Source organism: Pseudomonas sp. PAMC 29040 (assembly GCF_003994535.1).
GTDB lineage: Bacteria > Pseudomonadota > Gammaproteobacteria > Pseudomonadales > Pseudomonadaceae > Aquipseudomonas > Aquipseudomonas paraversuta.
In genome coordinates, this window is sequence record NZ_RZAA01000012.1 from 113,793 (window position 1) to 130,519 (window position 16,727).

Sequence of the window (16,727 nt, forward strand, 5' to 3'; positions counted from 1 at the left end):
GGGCGCCGCCCCTTTTTTATCCACAGGGAATGTTGAGCCGGATATGCCAAGCCCATCCAAAGACACCACGATTTATGCCGCCGCGGTCATGCGCAAGCTGGCAGAGATCGTGCCCGAGTTGCAGCCTTCATTGCGCAAGGTCGCCGATTTTATCCTGCGTCATCCGCTGCGTGCCGCGACCCTGACGATTGAGGAAATGGCCCACGAGACCAGCACCTCGCCAGCGGCGGTCAATCGCCTGGCCAAAGCCCTGAATCTGGGCGGGTACAGCGGCATGAAGGCCGAGCTGGTGGCAACATTGCAACAAGTGGTGTCTCCGGTGGACAAGCTGCGTAACGAACTGGCCCATCGTCCGGACGGGGCGTTTGGCCTGCATGAACAAATTCAAAGTGCCAGCAGCAACCTGGCCACGGCCGCGACCAGCAATCATCCGGACACCTTTGAAGCCTTTGTGAATCACCTGGTCAAGGCGCGCAAGATTTACATCCTGGGCTTCGGTAACAGTGTCTATTTCGCGGGCCTGGCGGCCTCGACCCTGATTCCGTTTTGTGCCGATGCCACGGCTATCAGCATGGAAGGCGGTAACGAAAACGCCGCCTATCGACTGGCTGCGATTACTGATCAGGACGTTTTACTGGCGATCTCTCTGCCGCGGTATTCCATCGACACCCTGCAACTTTCCCGCTTCGCCAGCGAGCGCGGCGCCACGGTGCTGGCCATTACCGACTCACCTGCCTCGCCTCTGAGCAGCATTGCCCGGCATGTGCTGTTTGCCCCGGCCGACCATCCGGTGCTGACCAGCTCCAGCATCGCAGTACTTGCCTTGATCGAAGGACTGGTGGCGGGCGTCATGGCGCGGAACAAGGAGGCGGTCAAACTGGCGACAGAACTGACAGAGAGCGTCATGTCTTACCTGCATATTCCTGTGGGCAGTAAATTGACTAAAAAGTAATCAGCGATGCCGGTGCGGGCGGGGCATATCTATTTGTGGGCAGGCGATCGGACGACTATCGTTTATGGAACACGAATATTGGCGGCCTGAGGAATTTTTACCGCTGGTCGCGTTCCAACGCCCACAGAGGTCTAATGCCAACGACCTTTGCCTCCAGAAAGACTGACAGGAGCTTCACCATGTTCACCTCGCGTCGTTTGATTATTGCCGCAAGTGCTATCGCCTTGCTGGCAGGCTGCGCCTCGCCCAACCCATATGACAATCAAGGCCAGGCCTCTTCGGGCATGAGCAAAACTGCTACCTATGGTGGTCTTGGGGCGTTGGCCGGTGCCGTTGCCGGTGCTGCCATCGACCATAACAACCGTGGCAAGGGTGCATTGATCGGTGCCGCAGTGGCAGGTCTGGGGGCCGCAGGTTACGGCTACTACGCAGACAAGCAGGAAGCTGCGTTGCGCGCGAGTACGGCCAACACCGGGATTGAAGTTCAGCGTCAGGGCGACAACATTACCCTGGTGATGCCGGGCAACATTACGTTTGCCACCAGCTCGGCGAACATTGCTCCCAGCTTCTATCAGCCGTTGAACAACCTGGCGAACTCGCTGAAGCAGTTCAACAACCAGAACCTGATTCAGATCGTCGGCTATACGGACAGCACCGGGAACTACAACTACAACATGCAGTTGTCCCAGCAGCGTGCGCAAAGCGTGGCGACCTATCTGACGTCCCAGGGTGTCAGCGGTCAGTACCTGTCGGTCAGCGGTAAAGGCCCGGCCGACCCGATTGCCAGTAACGCCACGCCTGATGGCCGTGCTCAGAACCGCCGCGTGCAGATCACCCTGGCACCGATTCCGGGCGTGAACTACCAGCAGCAGGGGCAAGTTCAGCAGTACCCGTAAGACCCAGGTCTTGCAGGTGCCGCAGGCATTTGCTGGCAGCATAAAAAAAGCCCCGTGATCCTTACCGATCACGGGGCTTTTTGTTGAGCGCTTTACCGGATGAATTACTTCTTCAGGCCGTAATGCTCATCGAGCATGCCGGGGGCGTTCGGGGTTTTTGGCGCGTAGTCCAATGGTGGCTCAGTGCTGTGCGGCGGGGTGATGCGCTCGCGATGCGGTTGAGGGACATCAGAGTGCAGAGCGGCCAGCAGACGTTGGCGAGTTTGCTCGTCCAGGGCCAAACGGTTGGCGCCCTCGGCGAGGTGGTCTTGTACGTCCTGGTAGCTCTGAGTGAGTTTTTTCACCAGATTGGCGGTGCTGTTGAAGTGGGTAACCACTTCACTTTGATAACTGTCAAAACGTTTCTGAATGTCGTCCAGCTGACGCTGCGTGCTGTTAGGCGCGGCATTAGGCAGCAGACGCGCGATCAGAAAACCAATGGCGACACCTGCAACCAGGGCTAGAGTCGGCAATAACCAAATCAAGAGCGAGTGTTCCACGAGTCCTTCCTCTATAAACGGCTTTGCTTTACGTTAACGGCTCGGACCTGCGCTGTATACCGCGATGCACTCGCAAATATGCCAGACAGAATCTATCAGCTAGACGAGTCGACCCAGTTTGAGGTCACGGAGTTCCTTCTTGCTTACCCGCGAAACCCCTGTAGTAATTGATGGCCCTGTGGGCCAACTGGAAGCCTTGTACCTCGATTTGCCTGAGCCAAAAGGCCTGGCGCTACTGTGTCACCCCAACCCGGTTCAGGGTGGGACGATGATGAATAAAGTGGTTTCGACCCTGCAACGTACCGCCCGTGATGCTGGCCTGATTACATTGCGATTTAATTATCGCGGTACGGGAGCCAGCGAAGGCAGCCATGACATGGGCAGCGGCGAAGTCGACGATGCGCTGGCGGCTGCCCTCTGGTTGCGCGCCCGGCACCCGGAACTGCCGATCACCTTGCTCGGTTTTTCGTTTGGCGGTTTTGTGGCAGCCAGCCTGGGCGGTCGCCTTGAGGCCCGGGGCGAGAAACTTTCGCGCCTGTTCATGGTGGCCCCGGCGGTGATGCGTTTGCGCGCCGAAGACGATTTGCCCCAAGCCTGTGCGGTGACCGTAATTCAGCCCGAAACCGATGAAGTGATCGACCCGCAACTGGTCTATGACTGGTCAAACGCGCTGTCACGCCCCCATGAGCTGCTTAAAGTGGCAGAATGCGGGCACTTTTTTCACGGCAAGCTGCCTGAGCTCAAAGAGTTGGTAGCGCCACGCCTTTCGAATTGATTGCAGCCTGATAAGCGATTACCCATGACCACTCGTACCCGTATTCTCACCGGTATCACCACCACCGGCACGCCGCACCTGGGCAACTATGCCGGGGCTATTCGCCCTGCAATCGTGGCCAGCCTGGACAGTAATGCCGACTCGTTTTACTTCCTGGCGGACTACCATGCCCTGATCAAATGCGATGACCCGCAGCGCATTCAGCGCTCGCGTCAGGAAATCGCTGCGACCTGGCTGGCGGCAGGGCTGGATGTCGAGCGTGTGACCTTCTATCGCCAGTCAGATATCCCGGAAATCCCGGAGCTGACCTGGTTGCTGACCTGCGTAGCGTCCAAGGGCTTGCTCAACCGTGCTCACGCCTACAAGGCTTCGGTCGACAAGAACCTGGAAAACGGCGAGGACCCGGATGCGGGCATCACCATGGGGCTGTTCAGCTACCCGGTGCTGATGGCTGCAGACATCCTGATGTTCAACGCCAGCAAGGTGCCGGTCGGTCGCGACCAGATCCAGCACGTTGAAATGGCCCGTGATATTGGCCAGCGCTTCAATCACCTGTTCGGCCATGGCAAAGATTTTTTCGCCATGCCGGAAGCGATAATTGAAGAAAGCGTTGCCACCTTGCCGGGTCTTGACGGGCGCAAGATGTCGAAAAGCTATGACAACACCATTCCGTTGTTCAGTAGCGCCAAAGATATGAAAAGCGCGATTTCGCGGATCGTCACCGACTCCCGTGCGCCGGGCGAAGCCAAGGATCCGGATAATTCGCACCTGTTCACTCTGTATCAAGCCTTCTCTACGCCTGAGCAGTGCGCAGAGTTCCGTGGCGAGTTGTTGCAGGGCCTGGGCTGGGGCGAAGCCAAAGAGCGTCTGTTCAAGCTGCTGGACGCCGACCTGGGCGAGTCCCGCGAGCGTTATCACGAACTGATGTCGCGCCCGTCCGATATGGAAGACATCCTTCTGGCCGGAGCCCAGAAAGCCCGCAAAACCGCGACCCCGTTTCTGGCGCAGTTGCGTGAGGCGGTTGGCCTGCGCTCGTTTGTCGGCGCTGCCCAGACGGCCACGACCAGCAAGAAGAAAGCCACCAAGGGCCCGCGCTTCGTCAGCTTCCGCGATGAAGACGGCAGCTTCCGTTTCCGCCTGCTGGCAGCCGATGGCGAGCAACTGCTGTTGTCGCGCAACTTTGCGGATGGCAAAACCGCAGGTCAGGTGAGCAAACAGCTGCAAGCGGGGGGCGTGCTCGATATTCGTCCTCAGGACCTGAGCTTCAGCGTCTGGCTGGATGACGGGTGCGTCGCCGACAGCCCGGCATTCGCCGATAGTGCGACCCGTGACGCGGCAATCGAAGCCTTGCGTGTGGCGCTGGTGCCTGCGCAGGATTAAAAAGTGCGGCGTTTCGACTCAGGGTTGATTGCCATTCCCAAGGGCCGTCGCTACAGTGGCGGCCCGTTTTTGTTGCCTTGCTAACGAATTATGACGCCTCTAGAACGATATCAAGCTGATCTGAAACGCCCGGACTTCTTCCACGATGCCGCGCAGGAAAACGCTGTGCGCCATCTGCAGCGTCTGTATGACGACCTGGTTGCCTCTTCGCAGAGCAAGCCGGGCCTGTTCGGCAAGCTGTTCGGCAAAAAAGAACAGGCTCCGGTCAAGGGGCTGTATTTCTGGGGCGGTGTGGGCCGGGGTAAAACTTACCTGGTCGATACGTTCTTTGATGCGCTGCCGTTCAAACAGAAGGTGCGTACCCACTTTCACCGTTTCATGAAGCGTGTGCATGAAGAAATGCGCACCCTCAATGGTGAAAAGAACCCGCTGACCATCATCGCCAGGCGATTCGCCGATGAAGCGCGGGTGATCTGCTTTGACGAGTTTTTTGTATCGGACATTACCGATGCCATGATCCTCGGCACCCTGATGGAAGAGTTGTTCAAAAATGGCGTGACCCTGGTCGCGACCTCGAACATCGTGCCGGACGGTCTGTACAAGGACGGTCTGCAGCGGGCGCGCTTCCTGCCGGCGATTGCGCTGATCAAGCAGAACACCGATATCGTCAACGTCGACAGCGGCGTCGATTATCGTCTGCGCCACCTGGAGCAGGCCGAGCTTTACCATTTCCCGCTGGATGAGGCTTCCGAGAAGTGCCTGCGCGAGAGTTTTAAAGCGTTGACGCATAACTCTTCCAAGGTGATCGAGAATGACGATCTGGTTATCGAGAACCGGACCATTCGCGCGCTGCGTACCTGTGATGATGTGGCCTGGTTTGATTTCCGCGAGCTGTGCGATGGCCCGCGTAGCCAGAACGATTACATCGAACTGGGCAAGATTTTCAATGCGGTGATCATCAGCGGTGTGGAGCAGATGGACGTCAAGACTGACGACATCGCGCGACGCTTTATCAACATGGTCGATGAGTTCTATGACCGGGGCGTAAAGCTGATCATCTCGGCTGAAGTCGAGCTTAAAGATCTGTACAAGGGCGGGCGCCTGAACTTCGAGTTCCAGCGCACCCTGAGCCGCCTGCTTGAGATGCAGTCCCATGAATACCTGACACGGGCGCACAAGCCATAGTCGAACGCTGTATCAAAAAAGGCCTGCATTGCAGGCCTTTTTTATATCTCGCGATCCATGCAGGAGTCGGACTTGCAGCCACAGAGCGCCTGGTTGAAGGTCAGGCGGCCTGCTGGAACTGCTGGCGGTATTGATTGGGCGACAGTTCGGTGTGCTGCCTGAACAGCCGTGCAAAGAAGCTGGCGTCGTCGTAGCCCACGTCGTAGCTGATGGTCTTGATGCTCTTGCGGGAGGCCGAGAGCAGGCCCTTGGCGGTCTCTATGCGCAGGCGTTGCAGGTAGTGCAAGGGTTTGTCGCCTGTTGCCATCTGAAAGCGGCGCATAAAGTTGCGGATGCTCATGCCGTGTTCGCGGGCTACGTCTTCAAAGCGGAACTTGTCCGCAAAATGCTCTTCGAGCCAGTGCTGGATTTGCAGGATTATCACGTCCTGATGCAGCTTTTGCCCGCCAAAACCGATACGCCCGGGGGTGTAGTTGCGCTGCACTTCGTAGAGGATGTCGCGGGCCACGGCCTGGGCGATGTTGGCGCCGCAGAAGCGCTCGATCAGATAAATATAGAGGTCGCAGGCAGAGGTCGGGCCGCCGGTGCAGTAGAGGTTGTCGGCATCGGTCAGGTGTTTGTCCTGGTTCAGGTGCACCCGTGGGAAACGTTCGGCGAAGGTGCTGAAAAAACGCCAGTAGGTGGTGGCTTCCTTGCCGTCCAGCAGCCCGGCTTCGGCCAGCCAGAACGCGCCATTGGCTTCTGCGCAGAGAACGGCACCGCGGGCATGTTGTGCGCGTAGCCAGGGCAGGATCTGCGGGTAGCGTTGGCACAGGGTGTCAAAGTCGTCCCAGAAGGCCGGGAGGATGATGATGTCAGTGTCTTCCAGTGCGCCATCGACCGGCAGTACCACGTCGCTGAAGCTGGTGACAGGTTTGCCGTCGGGACTGACCAGTCGGGTTTCGAAGCTGGCGTTGAGGCCCTGGCCCAGTTGTTTGCCATGGCGCAGGCTGGCGAGGTGAAAGAAATCCTTGGCTTGCATCAGGGTCGAGGCAAATACCCGATCGATGGCCAGAATGCTGACGCGCCGCAGGGGCGTGGAGAGATGGTTAGACATGATTTGATTATTCTTATAGGTGAAATTGGTCAACTTACGGCTGGATCGTCTTATTTTTTATCCTGTATGTCTAGGGGGAAGGGGCAGAGGCTAATTCCGTAGCAGCCAAAGGCTGCTACGGAGGCGGGATAGCTAGGGTGCCGGGTTCGGCTGGTCCCTGTGGATGGCTTCAATGCCGGCGAGGACTTCATCCGACAGTTTCAGGTCGAAGCTGCCAATGTTGCTGGCAAGTTGCTCCATCGTCGTCGCGCCGATGATGTTGCTGGTGACGAAGGGCTGTTGCGTGACATAGGCCAGCGCCATTTGCGCCGGGTCCAGGCCGTGTTCGCGAGCCAGGGCCACGTAACGTTCGCTGGCAGCCACCGCCTGCGGGTTTGAATAGCGCGAGAAGCGGCTGTAGAGGGTCAGGCGGCCTTTTGCAGGTTGGGCGCCGCCGTTGTACTTGCCAGAGAGCATGCCGAACGCCAGGGGCGAATAGGCGAGCAGCCCGCATTGTTCGCGAATGGCAATTTCAGCCAGGCCGACTTCAAAACTGCGGTTAAGCAGGTTGTAGGGGTTCTGGATCGAAACGGCGCGCGGCCAGCCACGGCTTTCAGCCAGTTGCAGGAATTTCATGGTGGCCCAGGGTGTTTCGTTGGACAGGCCGATATGGCGAATTTTGCCGGCCCTGACTTGTTCGTCCAGGGCTTCGAGGGTTTCTTCGAGGGGGGTAAAGTCTTCATCGGCGTTGTGCTTGTAGCCCAGTTGCCCGAAAAAGTTGGTGCTGCGCTCTGGCCAATGCAGCTGGTAGAGGTCGATCCAGTCGGTTTGCAGGCGTTCAAGGCTGGCATCCAGTGCCTGGACGATATGATTGCGGTTGTGTTTGAGCTGGCCGTCGCGAATGTAGTCGATGCCATTGCCGGGGCCGGCGATCTTGCTGGCCAGGATCCAGTCGGCCCGATCACCCCGGCTTTTGAACCAGTTGCCGATGTAACGCTCGGTGCTGGCGTAGGTTTCTGCTTTGGGTGGCACCGGATACATTTCGGCGGTGTCGATGAAATTGATCCCGGCGTTTTTCGCGTAATCGATTTGTGCGAAGGCTTCATCCTGGGTGTTTTGCTCGCCCCAGGTCATGGTTCCGAGGGCAATGGCGCTGACTTGCAGATTGGTGCGGCCTAGCTGGCGATAGTCCATCAGTGACTCCTTCGGGTAAAGAATCATAAAAGCAGGTTGTATTTTTTTTCGCAATCTGGATAATTGCCGACCTCTTTCTGCGGTGGAAGTGATGCGCCGCCTGCCGAAGAATCTTGCCGTTGAACGGACGCGCTGACCCGAGCCCCCGATAGCGTCTGTATCCGGCTGCCTTTGACTTGTCAAAGTACGCACTATTCAGTAAGATCCGCCGTCTAATTTACAGGGCGGCCCCTGAGGCTATAAAGAATGAAAACTTTTACTGCTAAACCGGAAACAGTTACGCGCGACTGGTTTGTCGTCGACGCTGCTGGCCAGACACTGGGTCGTCTGGCCACCGAAATCGCGAGCCGTCTGCGTGGCAAGCACAAGCCTGAATACACTCCGCACGTTGACACCGGTGACTACATCGTTGTTATCAATGCCGAGCAGATTCGTGTCACTGGTGCTAAAACCACTGACAAAATGTACTACTCTCACTCCGGTTTCCCGGGCGGGATTAAGTCGATCAACTTCGAAAAGCTGATCGCCAAAGCTCCTGAACGCGTGATCGAGACCGCGGTTAAAGGCATGCTGCCTAAAAACCCGCTGGGTCGCGACATGTACCGTAAGCTGAAAGTATATGCGGGCGCTGCTCACCCTCATACTGCTCAGCAGCCCCAAGAACTGAAGTTTTAACGGAATAGTTCATTATGTCGGCGACTCAAAACTACGGCACTGGCCGTCGTAAAACCGCAACTGCACGCGTTTTCCTGCGTCCAGGTACCGGTAACATCTCGATCAACAACCGCACTCTGGAGAATTTCTTCGGTCGCGAAACTGCCCGCATGGTAGTTCGTCAGCCGTTGGAACTGACTGAGACTGTCGAGAAATTCGATATCTACGTCACCGTGATCGGTGGTGGTGTAAGTGGTCAGGCTGGCGCAATCCGCCACGGTATCACTCGCGCACTGATGCAGTACGACGAAACTCTGCGTGGCGCTCTGCGCAAAGCAGGCTTCGTAACTCGCGATGCTCGTGAAGTTGAACGTAAGAAAGTCGGTCTGCGTAAAGCGCGTAAGCGTCCGCAGTACTCGAAGCGTTAATTCGCAGCTTCGTTCAAAAAAGCCCAGTCTCCTTAGGAGCTGGGCTTTTTTTATGGGTGATGAATTGTTGGTGTGACAACTTGCCACATTCAGCAAATGCCTATACTACAAGGCCTGTAGCCGACCCAGAGCGGTAATTACCTTGTCAGAGTAGGGGCTTTTCATTACCATTCTGCAAAATTTTTATAAGTTCAGATTTTTACTTAGTAGATGCCTGATTTAACAGGCCACAAAGCTGATGGGAGAGGACTGAATGAGCAATGACGGCGTAAATGTCGGCCGGCGTCGCTTCCTCGTAGCAGCCACATCCGTGGTGGGTGCTGCAGGAGCGGTGGGGGCGGCGGTCCCGTTCGTGGGGTCGTGGTTTCCCAGTGCCAAGGCGAAAGCCGCAGGCGCACCGGTGAAAGTGAATATTGCAAAGATTGAGCCAGGGCAGCAGATGATTGCTGAATGGCGTGGTCAGCCAGTATTCATTGTCCGCCGCACTGAGGAGATCCTGGCAAATCTCAAGAAGATTGAAGGGCAGCTCGCTGATCCCGAATCCAATCAATCCGATCAACCTGAAAACTCAAAAAACGAGTGGCGATCCATCAAGCCAGAAGTTTTGGTGTTGATCGGAATTTGCACTCACTTGGGTTGTTCGCCGACTTTCCGCCCCGAGGTCGCTCCTGCTGACCTGGGCAAGGATTGGGTAGGGGGTTATTTCTGCCCTTGCCATGGTTCCCACTATGACCTGGCCGGCCGCGTCTACAAGTCGCAACCTGCTCCATTGAACCTGCCAGTACCGCCTTACTACTATGTTGAGGGCAGTGACAATGTGATTGTCGTTGGCCTTGAAGGGGAGAGCGCGTAATGAGCAAGTTCATGGACTGGATTGATGCCCGCTTCCCCGCGACTAAAATGTGGGAAGACCATCTCAGCAAGTACTACGCCCCGAAGAACTTCAACTTCTTCTATTTCTTCGGTTCTCTCGCATTGCTCGTTCTGGTTAATCAGATTGTCACCGGTGTGTGGCTGACCATGAGCTATACGCCGTCGGCAGAAGAAGCTTTTGCTTCTGTCGAATACATCATGCGTGACGTCGAATACGGTTCCATCCTGCGCTATCTGCACTCAACGGGTGCGTCGGCGTTCTTTGTGGTGGTCTACCTGCACATGTTCCGTGGCCTGCTCTACGGCTCCTATCAGAAGCCGCGGGAGCTGGTCTGGCTGTTCGGTATGATGATCTATCTGGCCCTGATGGCAGAGGCCTTCATGGGCTATCTGTTGCCTTGGGGGCAGATGTCCTACTGGGGTGCCCAGGTGATCATCTCGCTGTTCGGTGCGATTCCGGTTATCGGTAACGACCTGACACAGTGGATTCGCGGTGACTACCTGATCTCCGGCATTACCCTGAACCGCTTCTTTGCCTTGCACGTTGTGGCCTTGCCTATCGTGATTCTGGGTCTGGTGGTGCTGCACGTTCTGGCCTTGCATGAAGTCGGCTCGAACAACCCTGACGGCGTGGACATCAAAAAGCATAAAGACGAAAACGGCGTACCGCTGGATGGCATTCCCTTCCATCCGTACTACACCGTGAAAGATATCGTCGGCGTAGTGGTGTTCCTGTTTATCTTCTGTTCGATTGTGTTCTTCTTCCCGGAAATGGGTGGCTACTTCCTGGAAAAACCGAACTTTGAACAGGCTAACGCCTTTAAAACGCCGGAGCACATTGCGCCTGTCTGGTACTTCACGCCGTTCTACGCGATCTTGCGTGCAATTCCGGACAAGCTGCTTGGCGTCATCGCCATGGGGGCTGCGATTGCCATGCTGTTCGTATTGCCATGGCTTGACCGTAGCCCGGTCAAATCCATGCGCTACAAGGGCTGGCTGAGCAAAATCTGGCTCTGGGTGTTTTGCATCTCGTTCGTGATTCTGGGCGTGCTGGGTGTATTGGCGCCGACCCCGGGTCGTACGTTGCTGTCGCAGGTCTGTACGTTCCTGTACTTCGCCTACTTCATTCTGATGCCGTTCTACACCAGGCTTGAGAAGACCAAACCGGTTCCGGAAAGGGTGACTGGCTGATGAAAAAGCTATTTGCTGTATTGATGCTTGCGGTGATGCCTGTGCTGTCCTTTGCGGCGGAGCAGGGCGTTCAGCTCGACAAGGTCGACATCGATGTTTCTGACAAGGCAGCCATGCAGGACGGCGCACGTACGTTCGCCAACTACTGCATGGGTTGTCACAGTGCCAAGTTCCAGCGTTACGAGCGTGTGGCCGATGACCTGGGGATTCCCCATGAGCTCATGCTCGAGAATCTGGTGTTCACCGGGGCCAAAATCGGCGACCACATGAACATCGGCATGCAGCCGGAAGACGCCAAGGCCTGGTTCGGTGCTGCACCGCCAGACTTGACCCTGGTGGCGCGTGTGCGTGGTACTGACTGGCTTTATAGCTACCTGCGGTCTTTCTATGAAGACCCGTCACGGCCATGGGGTGTAAACAACAAAGTCTTCCCGAATGTGGGAATGCCGAACGTTCTGGCACCGTTGCAAGGTCGTCAGGTGGTAGGCTGCAAGCAAGTTCAGATCGTCGAAGACGGCAAGAAGCAGTATGATCCGCTCACTGGCACGCCTTTGACACATGAAGCATGCGACCAGCTGACAGTTTTGCCTAAAACCGGCACGCTGACTGAAGAGCAGTTCGATGAGAAGATCAAGAACCTTGTGACCTTCCTGGCCTATTCGGCCAACCCGGTGAAGCTGGAGCATCAGCGCATCGGTACCTACGTACTGCTCTATCTGGCCTTCTTCTTCGTATTCGCTTATCTGCTCAAGCGCGAATACTGGAAAGATGTGCACTGATATCGTTACACGCATCGCTGTTAATCGTGCGCGCCCGAGGGTGTCTCTGAAAAGGTAACACTGCAGGATGAGTGGCGGGCAAGGTCGCAAGGCCTTGCCCGCCCGGGTTCTGCGGTTGCCGGAGACGTTCCTTGGGCGCGTTCGTTTTTCCGCTCCTGATAATTTCAACAAGCGAGGAGGACCGCCATGGGCGTGACCAATCGGTTGGCCTGTTACTCCGACCCCGCCGACCACTATTCCCATCGAGTACGTATCGTGCTCGCCGAGAAAGGTGTCAGCGCCGAGATCATCAGTGTGGAGGCGGGCCGTCAGCCGCCGAAGCTGATCGAAGTGAACCCCTACGGCAGCCTGCCAACCCTGGTCGATCGTGACCTGGCGTTGTGGGAGTCGACTGTGGTGATGGAATATCTGGATGAGCGTTATCCGCATCCGCCGCTGTTGCCGGTTTATCCGGTGGCGCGGGCCAATAGCCGTCTGCTGATTCATCGCATCCAGCGCGACTGGTGTGTGCTGGTGGACCTGATTCTCGATTCGCGTACCAAGGAGCCGGCTCGGGTCCAGGCGCGTAAAGAGCTGCGTGAGAGTCTGACAGGCGTGTCTGCATTGTTTGCAGACAAACCTTTTTTCCTCAGTACAGAGCTAAGTCTGGTCGACTGCTGTCTATTGCCGATACTCTGGCGCTTGCCCATTTTGGGCATTGAATTGCCGCGGCCGGCCAAGCCGCTGCTTGACTATATGGAGCGCCAGTTTGCGCGTGAGACCTTCCGGGCAAGTTTGTCTGGTGTCGAACGCGACATGCGCTAAGGCTTTAGGAGCCCCTTGATGAATTCAAGTCGACCTTATCTGGTGCGTGCGCTCTATGAGTGGATTGTTGATAACGATTGCACTCCGCACATGCTGGTTAACTCTGACTACCCGAAGGTGCAAGTGCCCCAGGGTTTTGCCAGTGACGGGCAGATTGTCCTGAATGTTTCGCCAACCGCCGTGCGTCAATTGCACATGGACAACGAAGCAGTGAGCTTTGAAGGGCGTTTTGGTGGTGTGCCGCACACGTTGTACGTGCCTATTGCGGCCATTCTGGGGGTTTACGCCCGTGAGAATGGTCAGGGTATGGTGTTTGACCTGGAAGAGCCTATGGACGGCGATGACGAGGTTGAGCCGGATGACGATGGGCCGCCGCCAGGTACTGAGCCGCCAAGACCTACGGGTCGGCCTAGCCTGAAAGTGGTCAAGTAACAAAAAAAGGCGACCTGCAAGGGTCGCCTTTTTTGTGTCCGGGCTGCAGGAGCGAGCTTGTCAGTCGATGTACTCAAACAGCTTCACGATTTTCTGTACGCCGGAAACACTTTGCACCAGATTGGTTGCGCGAGTGGCTTCCTGTTTGGTCACCAGGCCCAGCATGTAGACAATGCCGTTCTCGGTAACGATTTTGATCCGTGAGCCCGGGATCTGGCTGTCGGTCAGCATCTGGGTCTTGATCTTGGTGGTCAGCCAGGCGTCGTTGTTGCGGGCGAGGATCGAGGACGGAGCCATGACCTGCAACTCATTGTTGACCTTCTTCACCCGTTGAACCGCGGCGGCAGCCTGCTCGGCCTGGGCCTTGAGCTCGGCGCGGGGAGTCTGGCCGGCCAGCAATACGATGCCGTTGTAGCTGGTGACGACGATATGCGAGCCGGTGTCCAGGTCAGGGCTGGCTTTGGCCACGTTCACGGCGACCTTGGTTTCAATCAGCGAGTCATCGATCTTGCTGCCGAAAGTGCGGGTGCCGCGATCATCTTCAATAGGCGTATCGCGGGTAGCTGTCAGCACCGAGCTGCAGCCGGCAGTCAGGCCCAGGCACAGAGTCAGTGCCACAAGGCTAAGGCGTTTAAAGGTCATTCTTCACTCCCGAACAGTTGGCTGTCGATCAGGTCGCACAAGCAGTGGATCGCCAGCAGATGGACTTCTTGAATACGTGCAGTGACATTGGACGGGACGCGAATCTCCACGTCCTCGGGCAGCAGCAGCGAGGCCATGCCGCCGCCGTCGCGGCCGGTCATGGCAACCACGATCATTTCGCGGTCGTGGGCCGCCTGGATTGCCTGGATGATGTTGGCCGAGTTGCCGCTGGTGGAAATGGCCAGCAATACATCCCCGGGCTGGCCAAGGGCGCGGATCTGCTTGGAGAAAATCTCGTTGAAGCTGTAGTCATTGGCGATCGAGGTGATCGTCGAGGTGTCGGTGGTGAGTGCAATGGCGGGCAAGCTGGGGCGCTCGCGCTCAAAGCGATTGAGCAGCTCGGATGAAAAGTGCTGGGCATCGCCTGCCGAGCCGCCGTTACCGCACGAAAGCATTTTTCCTTCATTGAGCAGGGCATTGACCATCACTTGGCTGGCTTGCTCGATGTGGGGTGCAAGAACGTCCATCGCCTGCTGCTTGGTGTCGATGCTGGCCTGAAAAAGCTGGCGAATCCGGGATTGCATGTCCATCTATGTGACCTTAAGTAGGGCGGCTGGTCGAGCGTGATCCAGGTGTTCCTGGGTGACTTCCCGGCACAAGAATGTGCAGCCCGCAAAGCAAAGCAAAATCGTTTAATAAAAGGGTGCTGGAATCGGCCTGACAGCGGGTCAGCTGTCAAAGGCATTCCGTAGCCAGTTCAAGTGAGGTGTTGCGCTGTCCATTGTTACGACATCAAAGCGGCAGGGATGATTGGCCCAGCGCGACTCGCGTTGCAAAAAGTACTGAGCTGCAAGTATCAGCTTTTGCTGCTTGCGTGCGTCAATGCTGGCCAGTGCGCCACCCCATTGCGCGTGTTGCCGGTAACGAACTTCGACGAATACTACTGTATCGCCGTCAAGCATGACCAGATCCAGCTCGCCGCGCTTGCAAAGCCAGTTCTGTGCCAGCAAGCGTAAACCCTGTTGCTCAAGATGCCGCAGCGCCAGGCGCTCGGCATCCTTGCCTGTTTGCAGGCTTGAGCGCTCGGGCATCAGTTGGGAGTATCGGGCAGGCGTTGAATCTGGCCATTAACGAACTCGGCCCACGGCAGCTGACGCTCGACATGTTGTGTCGGGCTCATGCTGAGGCTGCCCGACAAGCCGTCGATCCGGCTGTCTGGCAGAGCCTTGAGCTGGCCCAGGCGCGATGCCAGGGTGTAAGCGTCAACGCCCATGGCGTACAGGCGGCCCATGCTGCTTGAAGCCTGTGGCCATTGTGCAGCCACTTGCTGGCGTAGCGGGTTGCCGGGCTCCAGCAGCCATGGGGTCTCGCAGAAGCGCACGCCATTCATGTCTTTGTACTGGTCCTGATTGCCGCTGGCACTGAAGACGTGGGATGTGGCGTAAACCGGCAGATCGCCTGCGTATTGGTAGTTCAGGGTCGGCTTGATCTGCTGGGCTTGCTGGGGCGTGGCGGCGAGGAACAGGAACTGCAGCGGCTCGGCGGCGTTTTTACGCAGTTGCACCAGATCGCCGACCTGCTGGGCCAGGGCTACGGGTTTGTCGATGTACTCGATACCCACGATGGAGCCGCCGTGGGCGACCCATTCCTGACGGAATGCATTGAGTACGCGCTCGCCCCATTCGCCTTTCGGAACCATGGCGCCGGCGTGGGTCAGACCGTCGGCGCGTGCGCGGCGAGCCACTTCACGGGCTTCGTCTTCAGCGGCGAGGCCAAACTGAAACAGTTGGGCCGGGCCATGTGCGCTTTCGCTGTAATTGAGGGCCAGTGTAGTGATGGGCAGCTGCGGGCGAGCACTCAGCTGCTTGACCAGTGATTTCTCCAGCGGGCCGATCACCAGTTGCACGCCATCGGCTTGTGCCTTGTTGTAGAAGTCGTCCAGGGATACCAGGCGCGAGCTGTCATAAAACTGGATGCTTGGCGGGTTTTGCCCGGCCTGCTGAGCTTGATAGTGAGCAGCCATGAAGCCGTCGCGCAATGCCTTGCTCACAGAGGCCAGCTGGCCGTCCTGAGGCAGTAGCAGGGCGATTTTGGTCAAAGGCTGGCTGGCCAGCTCCTTGAGCTTGATCAGTGGAGCGGGTAGCTGGATGGCAGCGGGGTGATTCGGGTTTTGCGCACGCCACTGGTCTATGGCGTTTTGTTGGTCCTGAACGGTGCCGGAGCTCTTCACGGCCAGGGCCAGGGACATCCATCCGCCCAGAACATCGTTGCTTTGTGCCTGCAGTTGCTCCACCGGCAATGCGGCAACCAATGTCCAGATGGCGTCATTGTTGCTGTTGGCAGCATCGCCGGTCAGGATCGGGCTCATCGCTACACGTTCGCGTGCTGCGGCCAGTGTTTGCCCGTCTGCTTCAAGGGCACGGGCGTGCACGGTATGGGTGCGTACTTGCAAATCGTTCGGTAGCTCGCCGATGCGCGACACGCTTGGATGATTCAGGGCGGCCACGGCAGCCTTGGGATCATTGCGCTTCATTGCCAGTTCGGCTGTCAGCGTGCTGGCAAAGACTTGCTGTGCTGGCTTGAGCTGATCCAGCGGGACCTGGGCCAAAATCTGCGCGGCGCGCTGATCATTGTTCTGGCCCATGGCCAGATCAGCCGCGGACAGGCGCAGCAAGGCGGCCTTTTCCGGATTTTTGGTTTCGGAGGCCTGCTGCAGCAACTGCTCAAGGCTGGCATCCGGGGTTCGGGGGAGTTCGCCAAGGCTGGACGAGGGCGAGCTGGCGCAAGCCGCCAACAGGGCAGCAAGGCAGAGGGCAGTGAACAGCCGCAGGCAAGCGATCATGTAGTGTTCCTGTTACTCGAACAAAAGAGCGGGAATTGTACCCAAGCACTGGCCGGGGCGCGATGTTACAGGCGATAAAGCCTGAA

The 16,727-nt window shown here is 57.4% G+C and carries 19 protein-coding genes; 12 read left to right on the forward strand and 7 right to left on the reverse strand.

All coding sequences use genetic code 11. From position 1 onward, the window contains the following. Positions 1-43 precede the first annotated feature (43 nt). Together WG29040_RS20350 and WG29040_RS20355 are read left to right on the forward strand one after the other, a co-directional pair. Positions 44-952 carry a MurR/RpiR family transcriptional regulator gene (locus WG29040_RS20350; RefSeq protein ID WP_003443711.1) on the forward strand — a complete coding sequence of 303 codons (909 nt, stop codon included), beginning with the start codon at positions 44-46 and terminating at the stop codon, positions 950-952. Between the two features lie 179 nt (positions 953-1,131). Then, a complete protein-coding gene (locus WG29040_RS20355) occupies positions 1,132-1,848 on the forward strand; it encodes an OmpA family protein (RefSeq protein ID WP_003443708.1) in 717 nt (238 codons plus the stop codon). 104 nt (positions 1,849-1,952) lie between these two features. Here WG29040_RS20355 and WG29040_RS20360 read toward each other — a convergent pair whose 3' ends face one another. Then, positions 1,953-2,387 (reverse strand): YhcB family protein, encoded by a 435-nt coding sequence (locus tag WG29040_RS20360; protein WP_003443705.1) that lies wholly within the window; start codon positions 2,385-2,387, stop codon positions 1,953-1,955. 139 nt (positions 2,388-2,526) lie between these two features. Here WG29040_RS20360 and WG29040_RS20365 point away from each other — a divergent pair, with 139 nt between their 5' ends. The 3 genes from WG29040_RS20365 to zapE all read left to right on the forward strand — a co-directional run bounded on the left by WG29040_RS20365 (position 2,527) and on the right by zapE (position 5,727). Beyond that, entirely contained in the window at positions 2,527-3,162 is a 636-nt protein-coding gene (locus WG29040_RS20365) for an alpha/beta hydrolase (protein ID WP_003443703.1), read from the forward strand. 24 nt (positions 3,163-3,186) lie between these two features. After that, positions 3,187-4,542, forward strand: a complete 1,356-nt coding sequence (locus WG29040_RS20370) for a tryptophan--tRNA ligase (RefSeq protein ID WP_127196794.1) — start codon at positions 3,187-3,189, stop codon at positions 4,540-4,542. A gap of 90 nt (positions 4,543-4,632) precedes the next feature. Next, on the forward strand, positions 4,633-5,727 hold the full coding sequence (gene zapE / locus WG29040_RS20375; RefSeq protein WP_003443696.1) for a cell division protein ZapE: 1,095 nt from the start codon (positions 4,633-4,635) through the stop codon (positions 5,725-5,727). Between the two features lie 100 nt (positions 5,728-5,827). Here the strand turns inward: zapE and WG29040_RS20380 are convergent, their stop codons facing one another. Both WG29040_RS20380 and WG29040_RS20385 read right to left on the reverse strand, forming a co-directional pair. Beyond that, positions 5,828-6,748, reverse strand: a complete 921-nt coding sequence (locus WG29040_RS20380; RefSeq protein WP_177412996.1) for a GlxA family transcriptional regulator — start codon at positions 6,746-6,748, stop codon at positions 5,828-5,830. Positions 6,749-6,955: 207 nt separating this feature from the next. Continuing rightward, a complete protein-coding gene (locus WG29040_RS20385; RefSeq protein ID WP_003443685.1) occupies positions 6,956-7,996 on the reverse strand; it encodes an NADP(H)-dependent aldo-keto reductase in 1,041 nt (346 codons plus the stop codon). 246 nt (positions 7,997-8,242) lie between these two features. Here WG29040_RS20385 and rplM point away from each other — a divergent pair, with 246 nt between their 5' ends. From rplM to WG29040_RS20420, 7 genes are all read left to right on the forward strand, one after another. Further along, the gene (gene rplM / locus WG29040_RS20390) at positions 8,243-8,671 is read left to right on the forward strand and encodes a 50S ribosomal protein L13 (protein WP_003443674.1); all 429 of its coding nucleotides are present in this window, start codon (positions 8,243-8,245) and stop codon (positions 8,669-8,671) included. 14 nt (positions 8,672-8,685) lie between these two features. Next, positions 8,686-9,078 (forward strand): 30S ribosomal protein S9, encoded by a 393-nt coding sequence (rpsI, locus tag WG29040_RS20395; RefSeq protein WP_003216038.1) that lies wholly within the window; start codon positions 8,686-8,688, stop codon positions 9,076-9,078. A 253-nt stretch (positions 9,079-9,331) separates the two neighbouring features. Beyond that, on the forward strand, positions 9,332-9,931 hold the full coding sequence (petA, locus tag WG29040_RS20400) for a ubiquinol-cytochrome c reductase iron-sulfur subunit (RefSeq protein WP_003443673.1): 600 nt from the start codon (positions 9,332-9,334) through the stop codon (positions 9,929-9,931). Next, positions 9,931-11,142 (forward strand): cytochrome bc complex cytochrome b subunit, encoded by a 1,212-nt coding sequence (locus WG29040_RS20405; protein WP_003443672.1) that lies wholly within the window; start codon positions 9,931-9,933, stop codon positions 11,140-11,142. The genes petA and WG29040_RS20405 overlap by 1 nt, the downstream gene beginning before the upstream one ends. Next, the gene (locus tag WG29040_RS20410; protein ID WP_003443669.1) at positions 11,142-11,921 is read left to right on the forward strand and encodes a cytochrome c1; all 780 of its coding nucleotides are present in this window, start codon (positions 11,142-11,144) and stop codon (positions 11,919-11,921) included. The genes WG29040_RS20405 and WG29040_RS20410 overlap by 1 nt, the downstream gene beginning before the upstream one ends. A gap of 186 nt (positions 11,922-12,107) precedes the next feature. Continuing rightward, on the forward strand, positions 12,108-12,725 hold the full coding sequence (locus tag WG29040_RS20415; protein ID WP_010655575.1) for a glutathione S-transferase N-terminal domain-containing protein: 618 nt from the start codon (positions 12,108-12,110) through the stop codon (positions 12,723-12,725). 18 nt (positions 12,726-12,743) lie between these two features. After that, on the forward strand, positions 12,744-13,157 hold the full coding sequence (locus WG29040_RS20420; protein ID WP_003443662.1) for a ClpXP protease specificity-enhancing factor: 414 nt from the start codon (positions 12,744-12,746) through the stop codon (positions 13,155-13,157). A 60-nt stretch (positions 13,158-13,217) separates the two neighbouring features. Here WG29040_RS20420 and WG29040_RS20425 read toward each other — a convergent pair whose 3' ends face one another. The 4 genes from WG29040_RS20425 to WG29040_RS20440 form a co-directional block, all read right to left on the reverse strand. Further along, positions 13,218-13,799 (reverse strand): BON domain-containing protein, encoded by a 582-nt coding sequence (locus tag WG29040_RS20425; RefSeq protein ID WP_003443659.1) that lies wholly within the window; start codon positions 13,797-13,799, stop codon positions 13,218-13,220. Next, the gene (locus WG29040_RS20430) at positions 13,796-14,389 is read right to left on the reverse strand and encodes a phosphoheptose isomerase (protein ID WP_029612203.1); all 594 of its coding nucleotides are present in this window, start codon (positions 14,387-14,389) and stop codon (positions 13,796-13,798) included. Before WG29040_RS20430 ends, WG29040_RS20425 begins: the two co-directional genes overlap by 4 nt. 138 nt (positions 14,390-14,527) lie before the next feature. Then, the gene (locus WG29040_RS20435) at positions 14,528-14,890 is read right to left on the reverse strand and encodes a YraN family protein (RefSeq protein WP_127196795.1); all 363 of its coding nucleotides are present in this window, start codon (positions 14,888-14,890) and stop codon (positions 14,528-14,530) included. Further along, positions 14,890-16,641, reverse strand: a complete 1,752-nt coding sequence (locus WG29040_RS20440) for a penicillin-binding protein activator (protein WP_127196796.1) — start codon at positions 16,639-16,641, stop codon at positions 14,890-14,892. The genes WG29040_RS20435 and WG29040_RS20440 overlap by 1 nt, the downstream gene beginning before the upstream one ends. Positions 16,642-16,727: the final 86 nt, after the last annotated feature.